Below are 23,533 nucleotides of genomic sequence, written 5' to 3' on the forward strand. Positions count from 1 at the left end.
GCGCCATCCATCTGAGCAGCACCGGTGATCATGTTTTTCACATAGTCGGCGTGGCCCGGGCAGTCAACGTGCGCGTAGTGGCGAGTCGGGGTTTCGTACTCAACGTGAGAAGTGTTGATGGTGATACCACGAGCTTTCTCTTCCGGCGCGTTGTCGATCTGGTCGAATGCACGAGCCTGGCCGCCGTAGGTTTTAGCCAGAACGGTGGTGATTGCAGCAGTCAGAGTGGTTTTACCGTGGTCAACGTGACCGATGGTGCCCACGTTTACGTGCAGTTTGTTACGTTGAAATTGCTCTTTCGCCATGGCGATAATCCTTACGTTATGCCTTCATCAGTGATGAAGGCATCAGTTCACAATTTTTAAACCGTAGCCTTATTTGCCACGAGCTTCAATAACGGCCTGAGCGACGTTGTTCGGCGCATCATCGTACTTCAGGAACTCCATGGAGTAAGAAGCACGGCCTTTGGTCAGAGAACGCAACTGAGTCGCGTATCCGAACATTTCAGACAGCGGAACCTCAGCGTGAATCACAACGCCAGTTACGTTGGATTCCTGACCGCGCAGAATACCACGACGGCTGCTCAGGTCACCGATGACGTCACCAGTGTTCTCTTCCGGCGTCTCAACTTCAACCTTCATGATCGGCTCAAGCAGTACCGGCTTCGCTTTCTTAAAGCCATCTTTAAAGGCGATAGAAGCAGCGAGTTTAAATGCCAGTTCTGAGGAGTCAACATCATGGTATGAACCGAAGTGCAGACGAACACCCAGATCAACTACCGGATAACCAGCCAGCGGACCTGATTTCAGCTGTTCCTGGATACCTTTGTCAACCGCAGGGATGTATTCGCCAGGAATCACACCACCTTTGATGTCGTTGACGAACTCGTAGCCTTTCGGGTTTGAACCCGGCTCCAGCGGGTACATGTCGATGATGACATGACCATACTGACCACGACCACCAGACTGCTTGGCGTGTTTACCTTCGATATCGGTAACTTTCGCGCGAATCGCTTCGCGGTAAGCAACCTGCGGTTTGCCCACGTTCGCTTCAACGTTGAATTCACGCTTCATGCGGTCAACGATGATGTCGAGGTGCAGCTCACCCATACCAGCGATGATGGTCTGGTTAGACTCTTCGTCAGTCCATACGCGGAATGACGGGTCTTCTTTCGCCAGACGACCCAGAGCCAGACCCATTTTTTCCTGGTCAGCTTTGGTTTTCGGCTCAACGGCGATAGAGATTACCGGCTCAGGGAACTCCATACGCTCCAGGATGATCGGCGCGTTTGGATCACACAGGGTATCACCGGTGATCACGTCTTTCAGGCCGATTGCTGCAGCGATGTCGCCCGCACGAACTTCTTTGATCTCTTCACGCTTGTTGGCGTGCATCTGAACGATACGGCCAAAACGCTCGCGCGCAGATTTCACTGAGTTCAGCACGGTGTCACCGGAGTTAACCACACCAGAGTACACGCGGAAGAACGTCAGGTTACCCACGAACGGGTCAGTTGCGATTTTGAACGCCAGTGCAGAGAAAGGCTCATCATCGCTAGCGTGACGCTCGGCCGGAGTATCTTTACCATCGTCCAGCATACCGTTAATTGCCGGTACGTCGGTCGGAGCTGGCAGGAACTCAACAACCGCATCCAGCATCGCCTGAACACCTTTGTTCTTAAATGCAGAACCACAGGTCACGAGGATGATCTCGTTGTTCAGTACGCGCTGACGCAGAGCGCCTTTGATCTCTTCTTCGGTCAGCTCTTCGCCGCCCAGGTACTTGTCCATCAGCTCTTCAGAAGCTTCGGCAGCAGAGTCGATCAGGTTTGAACGCCATTCTTCAGCCAGGTCCTGCATGTCAGCCGGGATATCTTCGTAAACGAAGGTAGTACCCTGGTCAGCATCGTTCCAGTTGATAGCTTTCATTTTGATCAGGTCAACAACACCGGTGAAGTTCTCTTCTGCACCGATAGCCAGCTGCAGCGGAACCGGGTTCGCGCCCAGACGGGTTTTGATCTGACCTACAACTTTCAGGAAGTTCGCACCCATGCGGTCCATTTTGTTAACGAACGCAATACGCGGAACTTTGTATTTGTTAGCCTGACGCCATACGGTTTCAGACTGCGGCTGCACGCCACCTACTGCACAGTAAACCATTACTGCGCCGTCGAGCACACGCATGGAACGTTCTACTTCGATGGTGAAGTCAACGTGTCCCGGGGTGTCGATGATGTTGATGCGGTGCGGCTCAAACTGCTTAGCCATACCTGACCAGAACGCAGTAGTCGCTGCGGAGGTGATGGTAATACCACGCTCCTGCTCCTGCGCCATCCAGTCCATTGTTGCTGCGCCATCGTGTACTTCACCGATTTTGTGGTTAACACCGGTGTAGAACAGGATACGCTCGGTAGTGGTAGTCTTACCGGCGTCGATGTGTGCACTGATACCGATGTTACGGTAGCGCGCAATGGGTGTTGTACGAGCCATTTTATTCCTCGGTTTTTCGGACGTTCAAAGTTAGTCGACCCCAGCGGGTTGGCCGTTTGAGCGCCCGCTGGTTTAACAACAACTACGTGGCTGTTACCAGCGGTAGTGAGCGAACGCCTTGTTGGCTTCTGCCATACGGTGAACGTCTTCACGTTTCTTAACTGCAGTACCTTTGTTTTCTGCAGCATCAGAAAGTTCGTTCGCCAGGCGCAGAGCCATAGATTTATCACCGCGTTTACGAGCAGCTTCTACGATCCAACGCATTGCCAGAGCATTACGACGAACCGGACGGACTTCTACTGGTACCTGATAGGTAGAACCACCAACGCGACGTGACTTAACTTCGACAGTCGGACGTACGTTTTCGAGGGCTACTTCAAAGGCTTCCAGCTCGTTTTTACCAGAACGCTGAGCCAGGGTCTCAAGAGCGGTATAAACGATTGATTCAGCGGTAGATTTTTTACCATCTACCATCAGGATATTTACAAATTTAGCCAGCAGCTCTGATCCGAACTTAGGATCCGGCAGAATTTTACGCTGACCAATGACGCGACGACGTGGCATGGAAATACTCCGTTGTTAATTCAGGATTGTCCAAAACTCTACGAGTTTAGTTTGACATTTAAGTTAAAACGTTTGGCCTTACTTAACGGAGAACCATTAAGCCTTTGGCTTCTTCACGCCATACTTGGAGCGAGCCTGCTTACGGTCTTTAACACCTGAGCAGTCCAGCGCGCCACGAACGGTGTGGTAACGCACACCTGGCAGGTCTTTAACACGACCGCCACGGATCAGGATCACGGAGTGCTCCTGCAGGTTGTGACCTTCACCACCGATGTAGGAAGTCACTTCGAAACCGTTAGTCAGACGCACACGGCAAACTTTACGCAGCGCTGAGTTAGGTTTTTTCGGGGTAGTGGTGTACACACGAGTACAAACACCACGTTTTTGCGGGCAAGCTTCCAGCGCCGGCACGTTGCTCTTTGCAACTTTGCGGACGCGTGGTTTGCGAACCAGCTGGTTAACTGTTGCCATTAAATAGCTCCTGGATTTGCTTTAGCTTTTGCTTCGTAAACACGTAATAAATCGCCTCGTATTACTACGAGGAGGCAGAATTTTAGGGCTGTGTCAAAAGGGTGTCAAGAAATAACCAGGTTTTAGCGTACTACCAGGCTATTTGCTGCTGGTGCTTCGCCGTTAAAGCAACGAATTCAGTATAGTCCACGCAGGTTACGCTGGTCGAAATTTGTTCAACCAGGCCACGCGCCACCACATCTTCCTGCAACACCCAAAGTTTTGCCGGGGTGTTTTGTAACTTTTCCAGCATGGCACTACCCAATAACGCGGCCGTCACGCCGTCCTGGAGCAGCAACAGATCATCCTGCGGCTCCAGCAGCAACAATAAGGTATCGATATCGCATTGCCAGGGTGAATGCATAAGGGTGTAGAGCATGGTGAAGTCTCAGAAGCGAATGATGCGATGATAAGTCGCCAGTTTCTGGCGTAGCGCAGCCGCGTCCAGCACCTCAGCGGGTATCACACGCGGTGACGCAGCGTTGAATCCGCGTGTGTGCAGTGATTCCTCACAGACAAAACACTGGTCGATATCATAAAGCGCCAGCACGCCAAAGGTGGCGATATAGTTACGTGCCAGAATCGGCTCAGGCTGTTGATCGCAATTAAGTTGCAGTACCCCATCGCCAATAAAAAACAGCGCAATATCCTCGCTGAGTGCAGCGGTAGCCAGCACCGCATCCAGCCCTTCCCTGCCTGCGCTGCTGCCATGGGGAGGTTGAGTAAAAAGAAAAGCCACACGGTTCATCAGAATTGCACCAAACGGTCACAGGTCAGTGAGGCTTCCGCCAATGCGCCAAGCCCGCTTAATACGAATCCGGGTTGCAGATTACTGCCTGCCAACTGCAAGCGCGCAGCTTCCTGAGCGTCAGTGACACCACGCCGCAACGCCGCAGCCACGCAAATATTCAACGCTACACCGTGCGATTGCTGAAGCTGCTGCCACTCGCGCACCATATCGACTTCATCACTGGCGGGTGCCGTCAGTTGATTGGCATTCAGCACACCTTCACGATAAAAAAACACGCTCTCAAGCTGATGCCCGGCCTGTAACAATGCACGGGCGAATAGCAACGCGCTGCTGGCGTGTTGGGTACCGTAAGCCGGGCCGGTGACCAGCAGGGTGTAGCGCATTAACGATCCTGTCCCTGAAAATCGCCGCTTTTAAACTGACGAATATAGAGATACACCGTGTGTTTGGAGATATTGAGGCGATCGGCAACCTGATTAATCGCGTCTTTAATATCGAAAATGCCCTTCTCGTACATGTTAAGTACAATCTGCCGATTCTTGGCATTGTTGGATACATTGCGATCGGCGCTCACTTCCTCAATGGTGAACTCCAACGTTTGCATCACCAGGTCTTCTACCGAGCTGGCAAAGTTTACGTTAGAGTCGACCTGCTGCATCTCTGGCGGCATAAAGGTCGACATAATCTGCGAGAAAGGCACATCAAGGTTCATGTTGATACACAGCAGGCCAATGACCCGCTGCTGGCGATTACGAATAGCAATCGTCACCGACTTCATCAGTACGCCACTTTTGGCACGGGTGAAGTAGGCTTTTGAGACATTACTATCCGCACCGTGCATGTCATGCAACATGCGCAGCGCCAGGTCGGTAATCGGTGATCCGACTTTACGTCCGGTGTGTTCGCCATTGGCGATACGCACAGCGGAGCATTTTAAATCTTCCAGTGAATGCAGCACGATTTCACAGTGCGAGCCAATCAGCATCGCCAGGCCATCGACGACAGCCTCATAGGATTTCAGGATATCGTAGTCTGCTTGCTCAAACGGACGTTGCTCCAGTAAATCGAAGTCAGTCAGTTCACCGGGATTGAATGGATTAGACATCGAAGACATCACCCTAAATGGCTGGAGCCTGTCACGGCAGCTCTGGGGCAGACTCATTTTGATAGTAGTAGTTGTGCAGGCGTTAGTCTGGCAAATGTCGCCGGGTTATGCCAGAGCTTTGTCATCCATCAGAAATGAAACCGCCGCACTGAGGCGGCGGTAGGCAGATTACTGCGCTTTCTTATCAGCAGCGGCCGGAGCCTGTGCTTTTTCATCGGCTTTCGGCGCCGGTTTGATGTCGAGCAGCTCAACATCGAACACCAGCGTAGAGTTCGCCGGAATACCCGGCACGCCGTTTTTACCGTAGGCCAACTGCGGTGGGATGACCAGCTTGATCTTGCCACCTTTCTTCACATGCTTCAGACCTTCGGTCCAGCCTGGAATCACACCATCCAGACGGAATGACAGCGGCTCGCCACGGGTGTAGGAGTTGTCGAACTCGGTACCGTCAATCAGGGTGCCTTTATAGTTCACCACCACGGTATCGCTGTCTTTCGGTGCGTCGCCAGTACCTTCTTTCTCAACCTGGTACAGCAGGCCAGACTCAGTTTTCTTCACGCCTTTCTCTTTGGCGAATTTGTCAGCGAAAGCGGTGCCTTTATCAGCATTCTCTTTCGCGTCTTTTTCCATCTTCGCCTGAGCAGCGCCTTTCACGCGGCCTTCAAACGCCTGCAGAGTTTGCTCGATCTCTTCATCAGAGAGTTTGCTCTTGCCGCCGAACGCGTCCTGAACACCAGCAATCAGCTGTTGCTTGTCCAGTTTGATGCCCAGTTTCTCTTGTTCCTTAAGAGAGTTGTCCATGTAGCGACCCAGAGAAGCACCCAGCGCATAGGCTGATTGCTGATCTTCATTTTTGAAGGCAGCATTTTTCGGTGCCTGCGGCGCAGCCTGAGCAGCATCAGCCGGGGCGGTGGTCGCTTCAGCGGCCATTGCCAGCGGGGCATTCAGTGCGATGGCCATTGTGGTAGCTAACAATGTGACTTTAAACAGTGATTTCATCCTTTCTCCAAAACCGAAGCCTCTCGCCTCGGGAATCATTGCGGACTGTGGCCCACACTATAACTTTACGTGGCAGCGGCGAACACTCCCACAACGTAATTATCCGGTCAACCTCTGACCTTTTTTGCATCAGGAAGTTTCATCAGAGATGGTGGCATAATGTCCAGATTCAAGCACCCCTGTGGATTTACGCAAAAAACCAGACGATTCCGGGGTAAAACACGTAGAATCTCGCCCGCAATACGCAAGCACCGTAATATGAGGAGTGGTGATGGAACAAGCAGAATGGGAGCAACGCCTTGAGGCGCTGGAAAGCAAACTGGCTTTTCAGGAACACACCATTGATCAGCTCAATCAGACGGTGGTTCAACATGAACTGGAGATGAGCAAACTGCGCGAGCAGGTGCGTCTGTTGGTCGATAAAGTGAAGGCAGCCGCGCCATCCATGATTGCATCGCAATCTGAAGAAACCCCACCACCGCACTACTAAAGAAAAGGCCACCGCGAAGGTGGCCCTGAAATACTTAGTGGTTGCAACCGCAACCGCCGTGGCCGCCGCAGCCGCCCTGGCCGTGATCATGACCGTGGTCGTGATCATGATCGTGGTGATGACCGTGTTCACCGTGAACATGACCGTGCGCCAGTTCTTCCGGCGTCGCTTCACGAATCGCGACCACTTCAACGTTGAAGTTCAGGTTCTGACCCGCCAGCATATGGTTACCATCAACCACAACATGCTCGTCTTCAACTTCAGTGATTTCAACCGGTACCGGACCCTGGTCGGTTTCTGCCAGGAAGCGCATGCCAACCTGCAATTCGTCCACGCCCATGAAGACATCTTTCGGTACACGCTGCACCAGATTGTCATCGTACTGACCGTAAGCGTCGTTTGCCGGGATATGCACGTCAAACTTGTCACCTACCGCGTGATTTTCCAGCGCTTTTTCCAGACCAGAAATCAGGGAACCATGACCGTGCAGATAGTCCAACGGTGCACTCACCGGTGACTCGTCAACCAACACACCGTCTTCGGTACGAACCTGATACGCCAGGCTCACCACCAGGTCTTTTGCTACTTTCATGATATCTCCTAACCGTTGAGAACTGCGAATCCCGTCTCATTGGTCCATTTTTGCGAGCAAAAACACCAACCAGAAAGGTTCAAGACTGAGGATGCTGACAACGCAATGCCGCATACTGCTCAGCGTTAATGGCGCCGATTGTAGCGGAATTCAATCCCGCTGTAAGTTTAAGCTTAAAAAAAGCTGCGCCATCACGCTACTCGGGATGAAAAATGCCGATCACCTGCTCCTGACTGCGTACCTGATCGCGCACCTGCTTATCGGCTTCGCGCATCTGATGCCCGCACTTCACGCATTCCACCACGTCCACATTGTTTTCACGCCACATCGCCAGCGTGTCCTTCTGCTGACAGTGCGGGCACACCGCACCGGCAATAAAACGTTTACGCATACTGATTCCTGCCCGTTACACACGGATAAGGTAAGTGTAGTTACTCATCATCCCAGCCATCAAACTGACGCTTCTCATGCTGCATTTCGCGCTGGAAGATATCTTCCAGCTCGCGCCGCGCCTCACGCACGCGTGAAACGGTCGCGCTATCGGTTTGCTGGTTAGGCATCAACTCACGCAGCATACGCATATCCAGACGACGGAAATGATGTTGCGCGCGCTGCGCCTGATGCGGATGCATACCCAGCGAGATCAGCGCCTTGCGTCCCAATTCCAGCGCACTGGAGAAGGTTTCACGCGAGAACAGCGTCACGCCCGCCTGCAATAGCTCGTGTGCTTCCACACGACCACGCGCCCGCGCCAAAATCTTCAGTTGTGGGAAATGCTGCTGGCAGAGATGCACAATAGTCATGGCATCTTCCGGCTCATTACAGGTGATAACGATCGATTGCGCCGTTGCCGCACCCGCCGCTCGCAGCAGCTCCAGCTCGGTTGCATCGCCATAATAAACCTTGTAGCCATATTTACGCATCAGGCTGACGGCCGAGATATCGCGTTCCAGCACCGTGATGCGTTTGTTGTTTGCCATCAGCAAACGCCCCACCACTTGTCCGAAACGACCAAAACCGACCACGATCACCTGCGGCTGATCATCTTCAACAAAGGGCTTCTCGCTATCGTCTTCCGCCTCATTAAAGCGATGCGCCAGCAGACGATCAATCCCCTGCATCAGCAGCGGCGTGGTCATCATCGACAGCGTCACCGTCACCAGCAACAACGGCAGTTGATCGCCACTAAACAGCTTCGCCGACGCGGCCGCCGAAAACAGCACAAAGGCAAATTCCCCGCCCTGACTCAGCACCCCGGCAAACTGCTGACGCTCCGAACTGCGCAGGCCATATACCCGCGCCAGCACATACAGCACCAGCGTTTTCACCATCACCAGGATCACCACGCCCAGCAGAATTTCCAGGATGTGGGTGTAGAGCACGCCGAGGTTGAGCGCCATGCCGACGGAAATAAAGAACAACCCCAGCAGCAGCCCCTTAAACGGTTCGATCGCCACTTCCAGTTCATGGCGATACTCACTTTCTGCCAACAAGATACCGGCGATAAAGGTCCCGAGCGCCATCGACAGGCCCAGGGCATCCATAAACAGTGCGGAGCCGAGCACCAGCAACAACGAAGCTGCCGTGAAGACTTCACGCACACCGGAGGCAGCGATAAAGCGGAAAATAGGACGCAACAGGAAACGGCCACCAATCAGCATCCCGGCAAAGGCCAGCACCTTCATGCCAACCTTCAGCCAGTCCACATGGCCGCTGTCGCCACCCGCCAGCAGGGGCACCAGCGCCAACGCCGGGATCACCGCCAGGTCCTGGAACAACAGCACCGAGAAACCGAGCTGCCCGGCTTCACTCCGGTTCATCCCTTTATCGCGCATCAACTGCAACGCCATCGCGGTGGATGACATCGCCAGACCGATACCGCCAATCACCGCCGCCTGCCAGGAGAAATCGGTCAGCCACAGCAGAACACCGAGAATCGCCGCAGAAATCAGCACCTGGGCCGCACCCACACCAAAAATCGAACGCCGCAGCGCCCAGAGTTTTGCCGGGTTCAGCTCAAGGCCGATGATAAACATCAGGAACACCACGCCAAGTTCGGAGAAGTGCAGAATCTCATCCACATCGCTGATGAAACCCAGCCCCCAGGGGCCGATGGCAATACCCGCCAGCAGATAACCCAGCACCGCGCCAATACCCAGCCGCGCGGCGATCGGCACAATCAGCACCGCCGCCACCAGATAGATGACACCCGCAGTCAGCAACGTTTGACCTTCCATCAGACACCTCCCTGCGGCAACGGCGCAGAAAGCCAGTCGCTGTAAGCCTGCGCAAAATTACGCAGCACTGCCGGTGTCTGACGCCGCGCCCAGTAGATCACCATCGGTGTCATCCAGTGCATACGGCACATCTGTGCCGTCAGCTCAAACGGCCGCATGATGTCACTCATCGGGTAGCGGTTCAGTCCCTGTTGCGAATAGGCGGTTTCCGGCTCACCGGTGGTGACCACGCTACGCCAGTATTTCCCCTCCAGCGCATTGCCGTCCACGCCGCTGGCAAAGCCACGCGACAACACGCGATCCAGCCACTCCTTCAGCAGCGCCGGGCAGCTGTAGGTATAAAGCGGATGCTGGAAAACCACGATTTGATGTTCACGCAGCAGTTGCTGCTCATAGTGAATATCGATAAAAAAATCCGGATAGTGGGCGTATAAATCGTGCACCGTGACGTGGTCCAGTTCCATAGCCGACTGCAGCAAAACCCGATTAGCAATCGAATCCTGTGATTCCGGATGGGCGTAAAGCAGCAGGATTTTGGGTGGCTGCGACATCGTTCCCCTCCAAAGCGTCGTCATAGCGCAGGAATTCCGCTACCATGCTCGACGCAACTAACAGTTCATCTAATTATGTTGCCAGTAAATTAACATATTCTGACGATACGGCGCTTATGATTGTCTTCTCCTCGTTACAAATTCGTCGCGGCACCAATGTGCTGCTGGATAACGCAACTGCGACCATTAACCCTGGCCAGAAAGTGGGCCTGGTGGGTAAAAACGGCTGCGGCAAATCCACGCTGTTGTCGCTGCTCAAAGGTGAAATGAGCAGCGATGCCGGTAGCGCCACCTTCCCGGGCAACTGGGCGCTGGCGTGGGTCAATCAGGAAACCCCGGCGCTGAGCAAAGCCGCGCTGGAATATGTTATCGATGGCGACCGCGAATATCGTCAGCTGGAGTCCGAATTAGCCGATGCCAACGCACGCAATGACGGCAATGCCATCGCGCTGCTGCATGGCAAGCTGGATGCCGTACAGGCATGGAGTATCCATGCCCGCGCATCAAGCCTGTTGCACGGTCTGGGTTTCAACCAGGAACAGCTTCAACGCCCGGTGAGTGACTTCTCCGGTGGTTGGCGTATGCGCCTCAACCTTGCGCAAGCGCTGGTGTGCCGTTCCGATTTGCTGCTGCTTGATGAACCGACCAACCACCTCGATCTCGATGCGGTGATCTGGCTGGAACGCTGGCTGAAAAGCTACGAAGGCACCCTGATCCTGATCTCGCACGACCGCGACTTCCTCGATCCGGTGGTGGATAAGATCATCCACATCGAACAGCAAACGATGTTTGAGTACACCGGTAACTACAGCTCGTTTGAACGTCAGCGCGTCGCCAAACTGGCACAGCAGCAAGCGTTGTATCAAAGCCAGCAGGAAAAAGTGGCGCACCTGCAAAGTTATATCGATCGTTTCCGCGCGCAGGCCACTAAAGCCAAACAGGCGCAGAGTCGTATCAAAATGCTGGAGCGCATGGAACTGATTGCCCCGGCACACGTTGATAACCCGTTCAGCTTTAGCTTCCGTCCACCGGAAAGCCTGCCGAATCCATTGTTAAAAATGGAAAAAGTGACTGCGGGCTACGGCGATCGCATCATTCTTGACGCCATCAAACTTAACCTGGTGCCGGGTTCGCGTATTGGCCTGCTGGGGCGGAATGGCGCGGGTAAATCGACGCTGATCAAACTGCTGGCCGGTGAGCTATCCCCCATCGATGGCGAAATTGGTCTGGCGAAAGGCATCAAACTGGGTTACTTCGCGCAGCACCAGTTGGAATTTTTACGTGCCGATGAGTCACCATTGCAGCATCTGGCACGTATCGCGCCGAAAACGCTGGAGCAGCAACTACGTGATTATCTGGGTGGTTTTGGCTTCCAGGGTGATAAAGTCAGTGAAGTGACCGAACGCTTCTCCGGTGGTGAGAAAGCCCGTCTGGTACTGGCGTTGATCGTCTGGCAGCGTCCCAACCTGTTGTTGCTCGACGAACCGACCAACCACCTCGATCTCGATATGCGTCAGGCTCTGACCGAAGCGCTGATTGATTTTGAAGGCGCCCTGGTGGTGGTGTCGCATGACCGCCATCTGCTGCGCGCCACCACTGACGACCTCTATCTGGTACACGATCGTAAAGTGGATATCTTCGAAGGTGACCTGGAAGATTACCAGCAGTGGCTGAGCGACCTGCAAAAACAGCAGGCGCAACAGGATGCCGCTCCCAGGCAGGATAGCGGCAACAGCGCCCAGGCTCGTAAAGATCAGAAGCGCCGTGACGCCGAACTGCGCGCCCAGACTCAGCCGCTGCGTAAAGAGATTGAGAAACTCGAAAAGCAGATGGCCAAGTGGCAGAGCCAGTTGAGTGAAGCTGAGCTGCTGCTGTCAGACAGCGCAATTTATGATCAGAGCCGCAAAGCGGATCTGACCGCTGCGCTTCAGCGCCAGGCAGAGAGTAAATCGGCGTTGGAAGAGGTGGAAATGGCGTGGCTGGATGCGCAAGAGCAGCTGGAGCAAATGCTGGCCGCACCATAACAGCCCATTCCGTATCGGCGCGATTTATCGCGCCGATACGGACGTGTTACACCGGAACATCGCCTAAAACCGTCGCGCGCTGCATCACCCGCCGCGCCGGATAATAATCCGCATTAGCGTAATGCTGCGTCACACGGTTATCCCAAATCGCCACATCATTCTCCTGCCAACGCCAGCGCACCTGAAACTCCGGCTTCGTAATATGGGCGAACAGGAAGCCCAGCAGGGCATCGCTCTCCTTCTCACTCAACCCAATCAGCCGCGTGGTAAATCCTTCATTGACGAATAACGCCTTACGCCCGCTAACCGGGTGAGTACGGATCACCGGATGCGTCACCGGCGGATGTTTCGCCACCGCCTGCTGCCAGCGCTGATGTTCCTCGGCGGTTTTGCGATATTTGAACTCCTGAAAAGACTTTTTAAAATCGTGCTCGGCCCGCAACCCGGCCAACAACGTCTTAAAGGGTTCCGATAACGCCTCATACGCCGCAATGCCGCTGGCCCACAACGTATCACCGCCGCTTTCCGGCAACAGCTTAGAAGCCAGAATGGCAATCGCCGGGGGTGTTTCGATAAAGGTGACATCAGTGTGCCAGTTGTCGTTATCCGGTGGATTATCCTGATGGGTATCCAGCACGATGATTTCCTCCACGCCCGGCGCATGGGGATAGACGGGATGAATATGTAAATCACCGAAGCGTATCGCCAGCGCACGGTGCTGCTCCGGGGTAATCACCTGATTACGCAGGAACAACACCTGATGCCGCAACAGGCCATGATAAAGCTGTTCAAATTGCGCATCGCTCAGCGGGCGACTGAGATCCACATCGCTCACTTGCGCACCGATATTCGGCCCCAGTGCGCTTAAAGTCACACGTTCGTTCATTGTTGCTCTCCATTCCACGGCGTCAGGCGGCGCTGCAAAGCGCGCAGGCCCAGTTCTAAACTAAACGCGATCAACGCAATCACCAGGATGCCCGCCAGCACCACATCCGTCGCCAGAAACTCCCCGGCTGACTGCACCATAAAACCGAGGCCGCGCGTGGCGGCAATTAACTCGGCGGCGACCAGCGTTGACCAACCCACTCCGAGGCCGATACGCAGCCCGGTCAGGATCTCCGGCAACGCCCCCGGCAGAATCACCCAGCGCAACAGTTGCCAGCGCGTGGCACCCAGCGCCTGTGCGGCACGGATACGTACCTGCTGCGCATTTTTCACCCCGGCCAACGTGGACAAGGTGACAGGCGCGAAAATCGCCAGGTAAATCAGTAAGATTTTTGAGCTTTCGCCAATGCCGAACCAGATCACCATCAACGGCAGATAAGCCAGCGGCGGCACCGGGCGGTAGAGTTCAATCAACGGATCGAGCAGCCCACGAATCGCCGGACTCAGCCCCATCGCAATCCCAACCGGAATGCCGATCAGCGCCGCAAAAAACAGCGCCACCAGCATACGCGTCAGGCTGGCACCGAGATGCTGCCAGAGCGTGGCATCCATAAAACCCTGCGGGCTGGCAATCAACAGCAGCTTTTTCAGCACCTGCTGCGGCGCAGGCAGAAACAGCGGCGCAATCAATCCCAATGCCGTAACGCCCCACCACACCAGCAACAGCACCGCGACGCTCAGCAAACTGAGCGACAATTGACGGGAAAACGGCCAACGCAGGCCACGGCGACGGCGCGCCGCCCGTGCTTTGTCATCAATTAATGCGCTCATGCAAACGCCTCCCGCTGGGCAAACACCTGATTCAGCACGTATTCGCGGCGTGCAATAAACGCCGGATCGGATTTGATGCTGCGGCAGGGTTCCCCGTCAGCGAAGCGTTGACCAAAATCGAGCTTCAGCCGCTCCACCACGCGTCCTGGCCCTGGCGACAGCAGCACCAGCTCACTGGCGAGGAACACCGCTTCCTCAATGTCATGCGTAATCAGCAGGATCTGCTTGCCGGTATCGCGCCACAGCGTCAGTAACAGGGTTTGCATCTGTTCACGGGTAAAGGCATCAAGCGCGCCGAAGGGTTCATCTAACAGCAGCAGCTGAGGGTCAGCCGCCAGCGCACGCGCAATCCCCACGCGCTGACGTTGACCCCCAGAGAGCTGCCAGATAAAACGCTTTTCCGCTCCCTCCAGCCCGACTTTGCGAATCAGACGACGCGCGATGCTATAACGCTCCGCTTTTGCCATCCCCGCCAGTTGCAGACCAAAGGCCACGTTGTCGATCACATTGCGCCACGGCAGCAGCCCTTCGTTCTGAAACACCACGCCACGTTCAGCGCCCGGCCCGTTAACCGATTTGCCATCCAGCGTGATGCTGCCTGACTCCAGCGGCAGGAATCCGGCGATTAAATTCAGCAGTGTGGTTTTGCCACAGCCTGACGGTCCCAGCACCACCAGCAGTTCACGCTGATCCAGTTGCAGATTGATATCCTGCAACGCAGGTTGTCCGGCGTAACGCGCATTAAGATGGGTGATGCTGAGCATAGGACCTCCGGTTATTTCACTAAGGGGGCAACGAAGCGGGTAGTCACGAAGCTGCTGTAATCACTGGCGGCGTCCGGCACCTTGCCCTGCTCTTTCAGGAAGTGCGCGGTATCGACAATCGCCTTGTTCACCGGATTGCCGAGCTGCTCCAGTTGCTGCTGCGCGGTCAGATAGGTGTTGCCTTCCACCAGTCCCGGCACCTGCGCTTCCGGCACGCCGCTCAGACGTGACAGCTTGCTGAGGTTATCCGGCTGCTTCAGCCACTGTTGTGGGTTGTCGATGTAGGCTCTCTGCGCGTCCAGGGCGCTGCGGGCAAAGGCGGTGACAATTTCTGGATGCTGCTGGGCAAAGTCTTTACGCACCACCCAGACATCCAGCGTCGGCGCGCCCCATTTGCCCACCTGCGAGGAATCGGTCAGCACCTTGCCATCCTTCTCCAGTTCGTTAACTGCCGGTGCCCAGACGTAGGCACCATCAATATCGCCACGCTGCCAGGCGGCAATGATCGCGGGGGGTTGCAGGTTCACCAGTTGGACGTACGTGGGTTTGATACCCCAATGTTTCAGCGCCGCCAGCAGGCTGTAATGGGTGGTGGAGATAAAGGGGACGGCAATCCGTTTACCGATGAGATCTTTGGGATTGTTGATGGATTTCTTCACCACCAACGCTTCGGAATTTCCGAGCTGCGAAGCCAACAGGAAGGCCTCGATCGGCAGTTGCTGAGTGGCCGCTACCGCCAGCGGGCTGGAGCCGATGTTGCCAATCTGGACATCGCCAGACGCCAGCGCACGCAACACGCTGGCTCCGCTATCAAACTTACGCCAGTCAACGGTCGCGCCGCTCTGTTTGGCGAAGGTGTTGTCGGCCTGCGCCACTTTGGCCGGTTCCGCCGAAGTCTGGTACGCCACCGTGACGTTAACCGCCTCGACCTGGAAGGTCAGCAACGCCAGCGCTGCTGCCAATGTGGTTATGGTTTTCTTCACTGCCATCATCGTACACCCCAATATTTTTATGTTGGGTGCAGTGTCGCCAGCAGTAATGGTTTCATAAAGGAATTAAAAATTATCCCTAATGAAAATCGGTTCTTAGGCAATCATCGGGCAAGACTATGCAGAATACGCAAATACAAAAAAGGCGCGTCAGACGCGCCTCGGATTGACTTAGTGCCAAATCAACAGCACACAGGCGGCGGTCAGGATTCCCATCGCCAGGTTAAAGATTTTCCACGCACGCGGGCTTCGCAGCAAACGACCAATCAGTGAGCCGAAGCCCATCCAGATCACCCCGGAAACCACATTCACCAACGCCATACCGACGCTAATTGCTACCACCGAGTGCAGGTAAGCGGCCCCCGCCAGGCTAAAGCTGGCTACGGCCCCCAACGCCATCAGCCACGCCTTTGGATTAATCAGTTGCAGTAACCCGCCCTGCCAGAACGGCGTTGGAACCGGCGGGGCCGAATCCGTATCCAGTTGCTCATACTCCGCCGTGGCGATTTTCCATGCCAGCCACAGCAGATAAAGGCTACCGGCGATTTTCAGAACCAGATGTAAGGCAGGATAGAGTAGGATAAGGCCACCCACGCCAAAGGCCACCATCAGCAGCATCGCCTGCATACCGATCATGATGCCGATTAACAACGGGAAAGAACGCAGAAAGCCAAAGTTGGCAGCGGAGGCGGTAAGTAACATATTATTAGGCCCTGGCGTGATCGCAGCGACCCAGAGAAAGCCCAGCATTGACAAAAACAGACTCAGTTCCATGTTGATTCGGGTGCTCCTCACCCAGGAAAGCCAAAAAACCCATCGAAACTATCAGCGAGATATGCATCAGACAAGCGTTTACCACAGTAATTTTGACTCCCCGCCCGAAGAGGACTTCATTCCTCTCAGCGGTTTTCGCAATCCGCATCTGCAAACTCTGCTGCCGCGTCTGCTCAGGCGGCGCGTGACTCTGCGCCCACACTGGCAACGCCTCGATTTACCGGACGGCGATTTTGTCGATCTTGCGTGGAGTGAAGACCCTATTCAGGCCGCGCACAAACCACGCATGGTGCTGTTTCATGGTTTAGAGGGCAGCTTTCACAGCCCCTATGCGCATGGGTTGATGCAGGCATGTCAGGCACGCGGTTGGCTGGCAGTGGTGATGCATTTTCGCGGGTGTAGCGGTGAACCGAACCGCCTGCACCGGATTTACCATTCCGGCGAAACCGAAGATGCCAGCTACTTTCTGCGCTGGTTAAAGCGGGAATGGGGCGATGTCCCCACCACCGCCGTCGGCGTGTCGCTGGGCGGTAATATGCTGGCATGTCTGACCGGGTTGGAGGGACATGATGCGCCGCTGGATGCCGCAGTCGCCATCTCTGCGCCCCTGCTGCTGGAACCCTGTAGCCAGAAGCTGGAGAACGGTTTCTCACGTTTTTATCAGCACTACCTGCTGACGCAGCTGAAAAAGAACGCTAAACGTAAGTTGAAAGCCTGGCCTGGCACCCTGCCGGTCGATTTACGCGAACTGCGCGCCCTGCGCCGCCTGCGCGACTTTGACGATGCCGTCACCTCCAGAGCACACGGTTTTGTCGACGCAGGCGATTATTATCATCGTGCCAGCGCGATGCCGCTGCTGACCGGGGTACGCAAACCGCTGCTGATCATCCATGCTAAGGACGATCCCTTTATGACCGACGCAGTAATACCGAAGCCGGAGCAACTGTCGTCCTCGATTCAATATCAGCTGACGCAGCAAGGCGGCCATGTCGGCTTTGTTGGCGGTACGCTGCTACGACCGCAAATGTGGCTGGAACAACGCGTGCCGCAGTGGCTATCAACTTACCTGGATGTATGATCGTGATTATTCCGTGGCAACAACTTGAAGCTGAAACGCTGGAAAACCTGATCGAAGCCTTTGTATTACGCGAAGGCACCGACTACGGTGAACAGGAGCGCAGTCTGGCGCAAAAAGTCGCTGATGTGCGTCGCCAGCTGGAACGCGGTGACGCAGTACTGGTGTGGTCAGAACTGCACGAAACCGTCAATATCATGGCACGCGGTGAATTTCGCGGCTAATGCACATCCCGGCTTTTCGTGCTAACAATGCTCATCGCCGGACTTCACAGGGAGCTTTGTTATGTCAGCCAGGCATCCGATCATTGCCGTTACCGGTTCCAGCGGCGCCGGAACCACCACCACCAGCCTTGCCTTCCGCAAAATATTCCAGCAGTTGAACCTGCATGCGGCGGAGGTCGAAGGTGACAGTTTTCATCGCTACACGCGCCCTGAGATGGACATGGCGATCCGCAAAGCGCGCGACCTTGGCCGTCATATCAGCTATTTCGGCCCGGAGGCCAACGATTTTGGCCTGCTGGAGCAAACCTTTAAGCAATACGGTAAAACCGGTCTTGGTCAGTCGCGCAAATATCTGCATACCTATGACGAGGCCGTGCCGTGGAATCAGGTGCCGGGTACCTTCACCCCGTGGCAGCCGCTGCCGGAAAACACCGATGTGTTGTTTTATGAAGGCTTGCACGGCGGGGTGGTGACGCAGCAGCACAACGTGGCTGAACACGTCGACTTATTGGTAGGTGTGGTACCGATCGTCAACCTTGAGTGGATTCAAAAGCTGATTCGCGACACCAGCGAGCGCGGCCATTCACGCGAAGCGGTGATGGATTCGGTGGTGCGTTCGATGGAAGATTACATCAACTTCATCACCCCGCAGTTCTCACGCACCCATATCAACTTCCAGCGCGTACCCACCGTCGATACGTCTAACCCGTTTGCTGCGCGTGAAATTCCATCACTTGATGAAAGCTTTGTGGTGATCCATTTCCGTGGTCTGGAAGGTATTGCCTTCCCCTATCTGCTGGCGATGATTCAGGATTCCTTTATCTCGCATATGAACACCCTGGTGGTGCCCGGCGGCAAAATGGGTCTGGCGATGGAGCTGATTATGACGCCGCTGGTGCAGCGACTGATTGAAGGCAAACGCATCGAATAATCAAACATAACCGTAACGGCGCGATTTATCGCGCCGTTACGACCGGGCTAGAGTTCAATAACCTCGTAGCTGTGGGTGATTTCTACCCCTTTGCCCAGCATAATCGCTACCGAGCAATATTTTTCAGCCGACAGATCAACCGCCCGCGCCACTGCTTTATCGCCCAGCGCTTTGCCGGTAACAATAAAATGCAGGTTGATATGTGTGAAAATGCGTGGCGCTTCTTCACGACGTTCCGAGGTCAGTTTGACCTCACAATCCTTCACATCATTGCGCCCTTTTTGCAGGATCGACACGACGTCAATCGCGCTGCAACCGCCTGCCGCCATCAGCACCATCTCCATCGGGCTCGGTGCTTTGTCGCCCGAATTGCCATCCATTAATATCTGGTGACCTGATGAGGATTCTCCGAGAAAGGTAAGCCCTTCCACCCATTTAACCCGTGCCTGCATTATTCTTTCTCCTGAATAGGCTGATTTGCCGCCAGAGTACGCTTTCACCTGAGAAACAGCAATCCAGACTAATCGCCCTTTTGCTGAAGCGAGACAACAGAAGACAGCTAGCAAAAGCTGTGCTACAAACAGAGCTGAAAATATTTTCGTCGCAATAGACGAAGGCGGGAAGAATCAGAAGCCTGGCTTAAGAGTCCACCCGAATAATTTTCCTTAACAGGAAGCGCTCTACGATTTCACCGCCTGACAGGGAAAACTGCCCCCTGTGTTTTGGGCACGATTACAACAGAGGATAATAGCGAATGGTTCTCGGCAAACCGCAAACAGACCCTACACTCGAATGGTTCCTGTCCCATTGCCATATTCACAAATATCCATCCAAAAGCACCCTGATTCATCAGGGTGAGAAAGCGGAAACGCTCTACTACATCGTGAAAGGTGCCGTTGCGGTGCTGATCAAGGATGAAGAAGGCAAAGAGATGATTCTCTCCTACCTCAATCAGGGGGATTTCATCGGCGAGCTTGGCCTGTTTGAAGAAGGTCAGGAACGTAGTGCCTGGGTACGAGCCAAAACTGCCTGCGAAGTGGCTGAAATTTCCTACAAAAAATTCCGTCAGCTGATTCAGGTAAACCCGGATATTTTAATGCGTCTTTCGGCGCAGATGGCGCGTCGCCTACAGGTGACATCAGAAAAAGTGGGCAACCTTGCCTTCCTTGATGTGACCGGTCGCATTGCGCAGACGCTGCTCAATCTGGCCAAACAGCCCGATGCCATGACCCACCCGGACGGGATGCAGATCAAAATCACCCGTCAGGAAATTGGTCAGATCGTCGGATGCTCACGCGAGACAGTTGGCCGTATTCTGAAAATGCTGGAAGATCAAAACCTGATCTCCGCACATGGTAAAACCATCGTCGTTTACGGCACCCGCTAATTTCTTCTCACCCACGGCGTGATGGCAGCATCACGCCGTTTTTGTCTGCGATGAGCTGATGTGGCGTCGAATCATCTATCATCCCGAAGTGAACTATGCCCTGCGGCAAACGCTGGTGCTGTGCCTGCCCGTGGCCCTCGGCTGGCTGTTTGGCGACCTGCAAAAAGGCTTGCTGTTCTCCTTAGTGCCCGCCTGTTGCAACATCGCCGGTCTTGATACGCCCCATAAACGCTTTTTTAAACGCCTGATTATTGGCGGTTCCCTGTTTGCGACCGGCAGCTTTCTGATCCAGTGGCTGACGGATTATCACGTCCCCCTGCCGCTGATTCTGCTGGTGCTGCCACTATTAGTGGGCGTGACGGGTGAGATCAGCCCGTTGCATGGCCGCTTGTTACCCGCCACGCTGATTGCCTCCATCTTTACCCTGAGCCTGGTGGGACGTATGCCGATCTGGGTGCCTCCGCTGCTCTATATCGGCGGGACCTTGTGGTATGGGTTGTTCAACTGGTTCTGGTTTTGGCTGTGGAAAGAGCAGCCGATGCGCGAGTCGCTGAGCCTGCTGTACCGTGAGCTGGCGGATTATTGCGATGCCAAATATACCCTGTTGACGCAGCTGACCGACCCGGAGAAAGCGCTGCCGCCGTTGCTGGCACGCCAGCAAAAAGCGGTAGATCTGATCACCACCTGCTACCAGCAAATGCATATGCTGTCGGCCAGCCGCGATAACAGCCATAAACGCCTGACGCGTGCCTTTCAGGTGGCACTCGATTTGCAGGAACATATCTCCGTCAGCCTGCATCAGCCGGAAGAAGTGCAAAAGCTGGTGGAGCAGAGCCATGCTGAAGCGGTGATTCGCTGGAATGCCAAGACCATCTCCGCCCGTCTGCGCTTGCTGGCCGATGCCATTTTGTATCACCAGCTGCCGGAACGGTTTCAAATGGATAAGCAGCTGGGTGCGCTGGAAAAAATTGCCCGCCAGCACCCGGACAATCCGGTGGGGAATTTCTGCCTGTATCACTTCAGCCGCATTGCGCGCGTGCTGCGCACCCAGAAACCGCTGTATACCCGTGATCTGATGGCCGATCGCCAACGGCGTCTGCCGTTTTTTCCGGCGCTGCGCAGCTATCTGTCGCTGAAATCCCCCGCCTTACGCACCGCTGCACGTTTTGCCGTGATGCTGATGTTTGGTAGCGCGCTGGCGCTGTTCTTCAACATCCCCAAACCTTACTGGATTCTGATGACCACCATGTTCGTCAGCCAGAATGGCTACAGCGCCACTCGGGTAAGAATTCAACACCGAGCGCTCGGCACCTTTGCCGGGCTGTTGATTGCTGCCGCCTCGTTACGCTTTGACGTACCGGAATCCATCACCCTGTTGTTTATGCTGGCGATCACCCTCGCCAGCTATCTGGTGACACGTAAATATTACGGCTGGTCAATGATTGGCTTTACGGTGACGGCGGTGTATTCGCTCCAGTTGCTGTCACTGAATGGCGCGCAGTTCCTGCTGCCACGCATGATGGATACGCTAATGGGATGTCTGATTGCCTTTGGCGGCATGATTTGGCTGTGGCCGCAGTGGCAGAGCGGCTTACTGCGTAAGAATGCGCACGATGCGCTGGAAGCCGACCAGGAAGCGATGCAATTATTGCTCGGACCGGAGCAGTCACCGGAGAAACTGGCGTATCAGCGCATCAAGGTCAACCAGGCGCATAACGCCATGTTTAACTCGCTGAATCAGGCGATGACCGAGCCGGGCTTCAATTCGCAGTACCTGAAAGATATGCGGCTCTGGGTGACGCACAGTCAGTTTATTGTCGAACACATCAACGCCATGACTATCCTGGCACGCGAACATACCATGCTGACGCCTAAGTTGGCGGAAAGGTATCTGCAATCCTGTGAGATCGCGCTGCAACGCTGTCAGCAGCGGCTGGAGCATGATGGCCCCGGTAACGACAGCAATATTCTGGAAGCACCGGAAAACATCAATGAGGGGGCGGTAACGATTGTCGAGCAGCATGTGAAGCGCATTCTGCAACACCTGAACGTGATGCACACCATCTCTTCTCTGGCATGGAGCCAGCGACCACATCATGGCCGCTGGCTGACCGGACTACGGGTGAAAAACTGAGTTACGCCGCCAGCACCTTCTCGATAGCCACTGCGAACCGCGCCATACCCTCTTCGATATCGGTCGGTTCAATCACCAGTGACGGTACAAAACGGATCACATCATTGCCAGCAGTCAGGATCATCAGACCTTCGGCGGCAGCGGCATGCAGAATGTCACGCGCCTTGCTGGCATGCTGCGGCTTCAATGCCGCACCGATCAACAGACCTTTGCCACGAATATCCGTGAACAGGTCAAATTTGCTATCCAACGCTTTCAAGGCTTCCACAAACTGCTGACGGCGTGATTCAACACCGTCCAGCACGTCAGGGGTGTTGATGATGTCGAGCGCCGTTTCGGCAATCGCACAGGCCAGCGGGTTGCCGCCGTAAGTGGTGCCATGCACGCCGGGAGCCATCACCGAGGCGATTTCATTGGTGGTCAGCATCGCGCTTACCGGGAAGCCGCCGCCCAGCGCTTTCGCGGTGGTGATGATATCCGGGGTGATGCCGTAGTGTTCGTAAGCGAACAGCTTGCCGCTACGGCCCATGCCGCTCTGCACTTCGTCCAACACCAGCAGCGCGTTGTGCTCATCACACAAGGCACGCAGGCCCTGCATAAACTCAGGAGTGGCAGGCATCACACCGCCTTCGCCCTGAATCGGTTCGACCACGATGGCGCAGGTGTGATCGTCGATCACCGCTTTTACCGCCGCCAGATCGTTGAAGGGAACATGCACGATATCAGCCGGTTTCGGGCCAAAGCCGTCGGAGTATTTCGGCTGACCACCCACTGATACGGTAAACAGCGTGCGCCCGTGGAAAGCGTTATGGAAGGCGATGATTTTGCTTTTGAACGGACTGTGTTTTTTGCAGGCGTAGTAGCGCGCCAGCTTAAACGCGGCTTCGTTAGCTTCGGCACCGGAGTTACCAAAGAACACGCGATCAGCAAAGGTCGCGGCAATCAGTTTACTCGCCAGACGCAACGCCGGTTCATTGGTGAACACATTGCTGGTGTGCCACAGGGTTTCCCCCTGGGTTTTCAGTGTCTCCACCAGCGCCGGATGGCAGTGGCCCAGCGCAGTCACCGCGATGCCGCCAGAGAAATCGATATATTCTTTGCCCTGTTGATCCCAGACTCGGCTGCCCTTGCCTTTTACCGGCACAAACTGCGCTGGTGCATAAACAGGCAAAATAACGTTATCGAACGTTTCCCGGGTTACCGCTAGCTTTTCTGCTGCCATTGCCT

27 protein-coding genes are annotated in these 23,533 nt (G+C 55.0%); 7 read left to right on the forward strand and 20 right to left on the reverse strand.

Features of this window, described 5'->3' with window-relative positions:
* The 9 genes from CTZ24_RS26760 to fkpA all read right to left on the reverse strand — a co-directional run.
* The coding region (locus tag CTZ24_RS26760) for a GTP-binding protein (RefSeq protein WP_244634053.1) at positions 1-305 on the reverse strand (305 nt) is incomplete at its 3' end.
* Positions 306-374: 69 nt separating this feature from the next.
* Positions 375-2,489 (reverse strand): elongation factor G, encoded by a 2,115-nt coding sequence (fusA, locus tag CTZ24_RS18490; RefSeq protein ID WP_013510773.1) that lies wholly within the window; start codon positions 2,487-2,489, stop codon positions 375-377.
* A 93-nt stretch (positions 2,490-2,582) separates the two neighbouring features.
* Positions 2,583-3,053, reverse strand: coding sequence for a 30S ribosomal protein S7 (gene rpsG / locus CTZ24_RS18495; protein WP_013510774.1), 471 nt, complete (start codon positions 3,051-3,053; stop codon positions 2,583-2,585).
* 96 nt (positions 3,054-3,149) lie between these two features.
* On the reverse strand, positions 3,150-3,524 hold the full coding sequence (gene rpsL / locus CTZ24_RS18500) for a 30S ribosomal protein S12 (RefSeq protein ID WP_003852912.1): 375 nt from the start codon (positions 3,522-3,524) through the stop codon (positions 3,150-3,152).
* A 130-nt stretch (positions 3,525-3,654) separates the two neighbouring features.
* Positions 3,655-3,942 (reverse strand): sulfurtransferase complex subunit TusB, encoded by a 288-nt coding sequence (gene tusB, locus CTZ24_RS18505; protein WP_208724290.1) that lies wholly within the window; start codon positions 3,940-3,942, stop codon positions 3,655-3,657.
* Positions 3,943-3,951: 9 nt separating this feature from the next.
* Positions 3,952-4,311, reverse strand: a complete 360-nt coding sequence (gene tusC / locus CTZ24_RS18510) for a sulfurtransferase complex subunit TusC (protein ID WP_021184808.1) — start codon at positions 4,309-4,311, stop codon at positions 3,952-3,954.
* On the reverse strand, positions 4,311-4,697 hold the full coding sequence (gene tusD, locus CTZ24_RS18515) for a sulfurtransferase complex subunit TusD (RefSeq protein ID WP_021184809.1): 387 nt from the start codon (positions 4,695-4,697) through the stop codon (positions 4,311-4,313). The genes tusC and tusD overlap by 1 nt, the downstream gene beginning before the upstream one ends.
* Complete coding sequence (locus CTZ24_RS18520) at positions 4,697-5,419, reverse strand: helix-turn-helix transcriptional regulator (protein WP_013510778.1); 723 nt, start codon at positions 5,417-5,419, stop codon at positions 4,697-4,699. The genes tusD and CTZ24_RS18520 overlap by 1 nt, the downstream gene beginning before the upstream one ends.
* Before the next feature lie 168 nt (positions 5,420-5,587).
* Complete coding sequence (gene fkpA / locus CTZ24_RS18525; protein ID WP_021184810.1) at positions 5,588-6,418, reverse strand: FKBP-type peptidyl-prolyl cis-trans isomerase; 831 nt, start codon at positions 6,416-6,418, stop codon at positions 5,588-5,590.
* A gap of 271 nt (positions 6,419-6,689) precedes the next feature.
* Here fkpA and CTZ24_RS18530 point away from each other — a divergent pair, with 271 nt between their 5' ends.
* Positions 6,690-6,908 (forward strand): protein SlyX, encoded by a 219-nt coding sequence (locus tag CTZ24_RS18530; RefSeq protein WP_013510780.1) that lies wholly within the window; start codon positions 6,690-6,692, stop codon positions 6,906-6,908.
* 34 nt (positions 6,909-6,942) lie between these two features.
* On the opposite strand, the gene slyD is transcribed toward CTZ24_RS18530, so the two are convergent.
* The 4 genes from slyD to kefG form a co-directional block, all read right to left on the reverse strand.
* Positions 6,943-7,500 (reverse strand): peptidylprolyl isomerase, encoded by a 558-nt coding sequence (gene slyD, locus CTZ24_RS18535; protein ID WP_021184811.1) that lies wholly within the window; start codon positions 7,498-7,500, stop codon positions 6,943-6,945.
* A 196-nt stretch (positions 7,501-7,696) separates the two neighbouring features.
* Positions 7,697-7,897, reverse strand: a complete 201-nt coding sequence (locus CTZ24_RS18540) for a YheV family putative zinc ribbon protein (RefSeq protein ID WP_152521888.1) — start codon at positions 7,895-7,897, stop codon at positions 7,697-7,699.
* Between the two features lie 34 nt (positions 7,898-7,931).
* Complete coding sequence (gene kefB, locus CTZ24_RS18545) at positions 7,932-9,737, reverse strand: glutathione-regulated potassium-efflux system protein KefB (protein ID WP_021184812.1); 1,806 nt, start codon at positions 9,735-9,737, stop codon at positions 7,932-7,934.
* Positions 9,737-10,288, reverse strand: a complete 552-nt coding sequence (kefG, locus tag CTZ24_RS18550; RefSeq protein ID WP_208724291.1) for a glutathione-regulated potassium-efflux system ancillary protein KefG — start codon at positions 10,286-10,288, stop codon at positions 9,737-9,739. The genes kefB and kefG overlap by 1 nt, the downstream gene beginning before the upstream one ends.
* 116 nt (positions 10,289-10,404) lie before the next feature.
* Here kefG and CTZ24_RS18555 point away from each other — a divergent pair, with 116 nt between their 5' ends.
* Complete coding sequence (locus CTZ24_RS18555; RefSeq protein WP_208724292.1) at positions 10,405-12,312, forward strand: ABC transporter ATP-binding protein; 1,908 nt, start codon at positions 10,405-10,407, stop codon at positions 12,310-12,312.
* A gap of 46 nt (positions 12,313-12,358) precedes the next feature.
* Here CTZ24_RS18555 and tauD read toward each other — a convergent pair whose 3' ends face one another.
* The 5 genes from tauD to CTZ24_RS18580 all read right to left on the reverse strand — a co-directional run bounded on the left by tauD (position 12,359) and on the right by CTZ24_RS18580 (position 16,555).
* A complete protein-coding gene (gene tauD, locus CTZ24_RS18560; protein WP_208724293.1) occupies positions 12,359-13,198 on the reverse strand; it encodes a taurine dioxygenase in 840 nt (279 codons plus the stop codon).
* Positions 13,195-14,028: a taurine ABC transporter permease TauC gene (gene tauC / locus CTZ24_RS18565; protein ID WP_208724294.1), complete on the reverse strand. Its 834-nt coding sequence runs from the start codon at positions 14,026-14,028 to the stop codon at positions 13,195-13,197. The genes tauD and tauC overlap by 4 nt, the downstream gene beginning before the upstream one ends.
* Positions 14,025-14,792, reverse strand: a complete 768-nt coding sequence (gene tauB, locus CTZ24_RS18570; RefSeq protein WP_208724295.1) for a taurine ABC transporter ATP-binding subunit — start codon at positions 14,790-14,792, stop codon at positions 14,025-14,027. The genes tauC and tauB overlap by 4 nt, the downstream gene beginning before the upstream one ends.
* An 11-nt stretch (positions 14,793-14,803) precedes the next feature.
* Entirely contained in the window at positions 14,804-15,784 is a 981-nt protein-coding gene (gene tauA, locus CTZ24_RS18575; protein WP_437180265.1) for a taurine ABC transporter substrate-binding protein, read from the reverse strand.
* Positions 15,785-15,952: 168 nt separating this feature from the next.
* Positions 15,953-16,555: a LysE family translocator gene (locus CTZ24_RS18580; RefSeq protein WP_021184819.1), complete on the reverse strand. Its 603-nt coding sequence runs from the start codon at positions 16,553-16,555 to the stop codon at positions 15,953-15,955.
* Positions 16,556-16,616: 61 nt separating this feature from the next.
* Between CTZ24_RS18580 and CTZ24_RS18585 the strand changes: the two genes are divergently transcribed.
* The 3 genes from CTZ24_RS18585 (at position 16,617) to CTZ24_RS18595 (ending at position 18,785) form a co-directional block, all read left to right on the forward strand.
* Positions 16,617-17,633: a hydrolase gene (locus tag CTZ24_RS18585; protein ID WP_208724296.1), complete on the forward strand. Its 1,017-nt coding sequence runs from the start codon at positions 16,617-16,619 to the stop codon at positions 17,631-17,633.
* Positions 17,634-17,635: 2 nt separating this feature from the next.
* The gene (locus CTZ24_RS18590) at positions 17,636-17,854 is read left to right on the forward strand and encodes a YheU family protein (RefSeq protein ID WP_036626752.1); all 219 of its coding nucleotides are present in this window, start codon (positions 17,636-17,638) and stop codon (positions 17,852-17,854) included.
* A gap of 61 nt (positions 17,855-17,915) precedes the next feature.
* Complete coding sequence (locus tag CTZ24_RS18595; protein ID WP_021184822.1) at positions 17,916-18,785, forward strand: phosphoribulokinase; 870 nt, start codon at positions 17,916-17,918, stop codon at positions 18,783-18,785.
* Between the two features lie 47 nt (positions 18,786-18,832).
* Here CTZ24_RS18595 and CTZ24_RS18600 read toward each other — a convergent pair whose 3' ends face one another.
* Entirely contained in the window at positions 18,833-19,237 is a 405-nt protein-coding gene (locus CTZ24_RS18600; protein ID WP_021184823.1) for an OsmC family protein, read from the reverse strand.
* 302 nt (positions 19,238-19,539) lie between these two features.
* Between CTZ24_RS18600 and crp the strand changes: the two genes are divergently transcribed.
* Together crp and CTZ24_RS18610 are read left to right on the forward strand one after the other, a co-directional pair.
* Positions 19,540-20,172: a cAMP-activated global transcriptional regulator CRP gene (gene crp, locus CTZ24_RS18605; protein WP_013510795.1), complete on the forward strand. Its 633-nt coding sequence runs from the start codon at positions 19,540-19,542 to the stop codon at positions 20,170-20,172.
* 58 nt (positions 20,173-20,230) lie between these two features.
* Entirely contained in the window at positions 20,231-22,306 is a 2,076-nt protein-coding gene (locus CTZ24_RS18610; RefSeq protein WP_021184824.1) for a YccS/YhfK family putative transporter, read from the forward strand.
* Between the two features lies 1 nt (position 22,307).
* Here the strand turns inward: CTZ24_RS18610 and argD are convergent, their stop codons facing one another.
* A complete protein-coding gene (argD, locus tag CTZ24_RS18615) occupies positions 22,308-23,528 on the reverse strand; it encodes a bifunctional acetylornithine/succinyldiaminopimelate transaminase (RefSeq protein ID WP_021184825.1) in 1,221 nt (406 codons plus the stop codon).
* Positions 23,529-23,533: the final 5 nt, after the last annotated feature.

This window comes from Pantoea phytobeneficialis (genome assembly GCF_009728735.1).
GTDB lineage: Bacteria > Pseudomonadota > Gammaproteobacteria > Enterobacterales > Enterobacteriaceae > Pantoea > Pantoea phytobeneficialis.

Excerpts from the sequence above, each read along its gene's own strand:
- tusB (WP_208724290.1), bottom strand. The coding sequence starts at position 3,942 with ATGCTCTACACCCTTATGCATTCACCCTGGCAATGCGATATCGATACC.
- tauA (WP_437180265.1), bottom strand. The coding sequence starts at position 15,784 with ATGATGGCAGTGAAGAAAACCATAACCACATTGGCAGCAGCGCTGGCG.
- CTZ24_RS18555 (WP_208724292.1), top strand. The coding sequence starts at position 10,405 with ATGATTGTCTTCTCCTCGTTACAAATTCGTCGCGGCACCAATGTGCTG.
- tusD (WP_021184809.1), bottom strand. The coding sequence starts at position 4,697 with ATGCGCTACACCCTGCTGGTCACCGGCCCGGCTTACGGTACCCAACAC.
- kefB (WP_021184812.1), bottom strand. The coding sequence starts at position 9,737 with ATGGAAGGTCAAACGTTGCTGACTGCGGGTGTCATCTATCTGGTGGCG.
- CTZ24_RS18600 (WP_021184823.1), bottom strand. The coding sequence starts at position 19,237 with ATGCAGGCACGGGTTAAATGGGTGGAAGGGCTTACCTTTCTCGGAGAA.
- CTZ24_RS18520 (WP_013510778.1), bottom strand. The coding sequence starts at position 5,419 with ATGTCTAATCCATTCAATCCCGGTGAACTGACTGACTTCGATTTACTG.
- fusA (WP_013510773.1), bottom strand. The coding sequence starts at position 2,489 with ATGGCTCGTACAACACCCATTGCGCGCTACCGTAACATCGGTATCAGT.
- kefG (WP_208724291.1), bottom strand. The coding sequence starts at position 10,288 with ATGTCGCAGCCACCCAAAATCCTGCTGCTTTACGCCCATCCGGAATCA.
- tauD (WP_208724293.1), bottom strand. The coding sequence starts at position 13,198 with ATGAACGAACGTGTGACTTTAAGCGCACTGGGGCCGAATATCGGTGCG.
- tusC (WP_021184808.1), bottom strand. The coding sequence starts at position 4,311 with ATGAACCGTGTGGCTTTTCTTTTTACTCAACCTCCCCATGGCAGCAGC.
- fkpA (WP_021184810.1), bottom strand. The coding sequence starts at position 6,418 with ATGAAATCACTGTTTAAAGTCACATTGTTAGCTACCACAATGGCCATC.
- rpsG (WP_013510774.1), bottom strand. The coding sequence starts at position 3,053 with ATGCCACGTCGTCGCGTCATTGGTCAGCGTAAAATTCTGCCGGATCCT.
- tauC (WP_208724294.1), bottom strand. The coding sequence starts at position 14,028 with ATGAGCGCATTAATTGATGACAAAGCACGGGCGGCGCGCCGTCGCCGT.
- slyD (WP_021184811.1), bottom strand. The coding sequence starts at position 7,500 with ATGAAAGTAGCAAAAGACCTGGTGGTGAGCCTGGCGTATCAGGTTCGT.
- CTZ24_RS18595 (WP_021184822.1), top strand. The coding sequence starts at position 17,916 with ATGTCAGCCAGGCATCCGATCATTGCCGTTACCGGTTCCAGCGGCGCC.
- CTZ24_RS18580 (WP_021184819.1), bottom strand. The coding sequence starts at position 16,555 with ATGGAACTGAGTCTGTTTTTGTCAATGCTGGGCTTTCTCTGGGTCGCT.
- rpsL (WP_003852912.1), bottom strand. The coding sequence starts at position 3,524 with ATGGCAACAGTTAACCAGCTGGTTCGCAAACCACGCGTCCGCAAAGTT.
- argD (WP_021184825.1), bottom strand. The coding sequence starts at position 23,528 with ATGGCAGCAGAAAAGCTAGCGGTAACCCGGGAAACGTTCGATAACGTT.
- CTZ24_RS18530 (WP_013510780.1), top strand. The coding sequence starts at position 6,690 with ATGGAACAAGCAGAATGGGAGCAACGCCTTGAGGCGCTGGAAAGCAAA.
- tauB (WP_208724295.1), bottom strand. The coding sequence starts at position 14,792 with ATGCTCAGCATCACCCATCTTAATGCGCGTTACGCCGGACAACCTGCG.
- CTZ24_RS18585 (WP_208724296.1), top strand. The coding sequence starts at position 16,617 with ATGCATCAGACAAGCGTTTACCACAGTAATTTTGACTCCCCGCCCGAA.
- CTZ24_RS18610 (WP_021184824.1), top strand. The coding sequence starts at position 20,231 with ATGTGGCGTCGAATCATCTATCATCCCGAAGTGAACTATGCCCTGCGG.
- crp (WP_013510795.1), top strand. The coding sequence starts at position 19,540 with ATGGTTCTCGGCAAACCGCAAACAGACCCTACACTCGAATGGTTCCTG.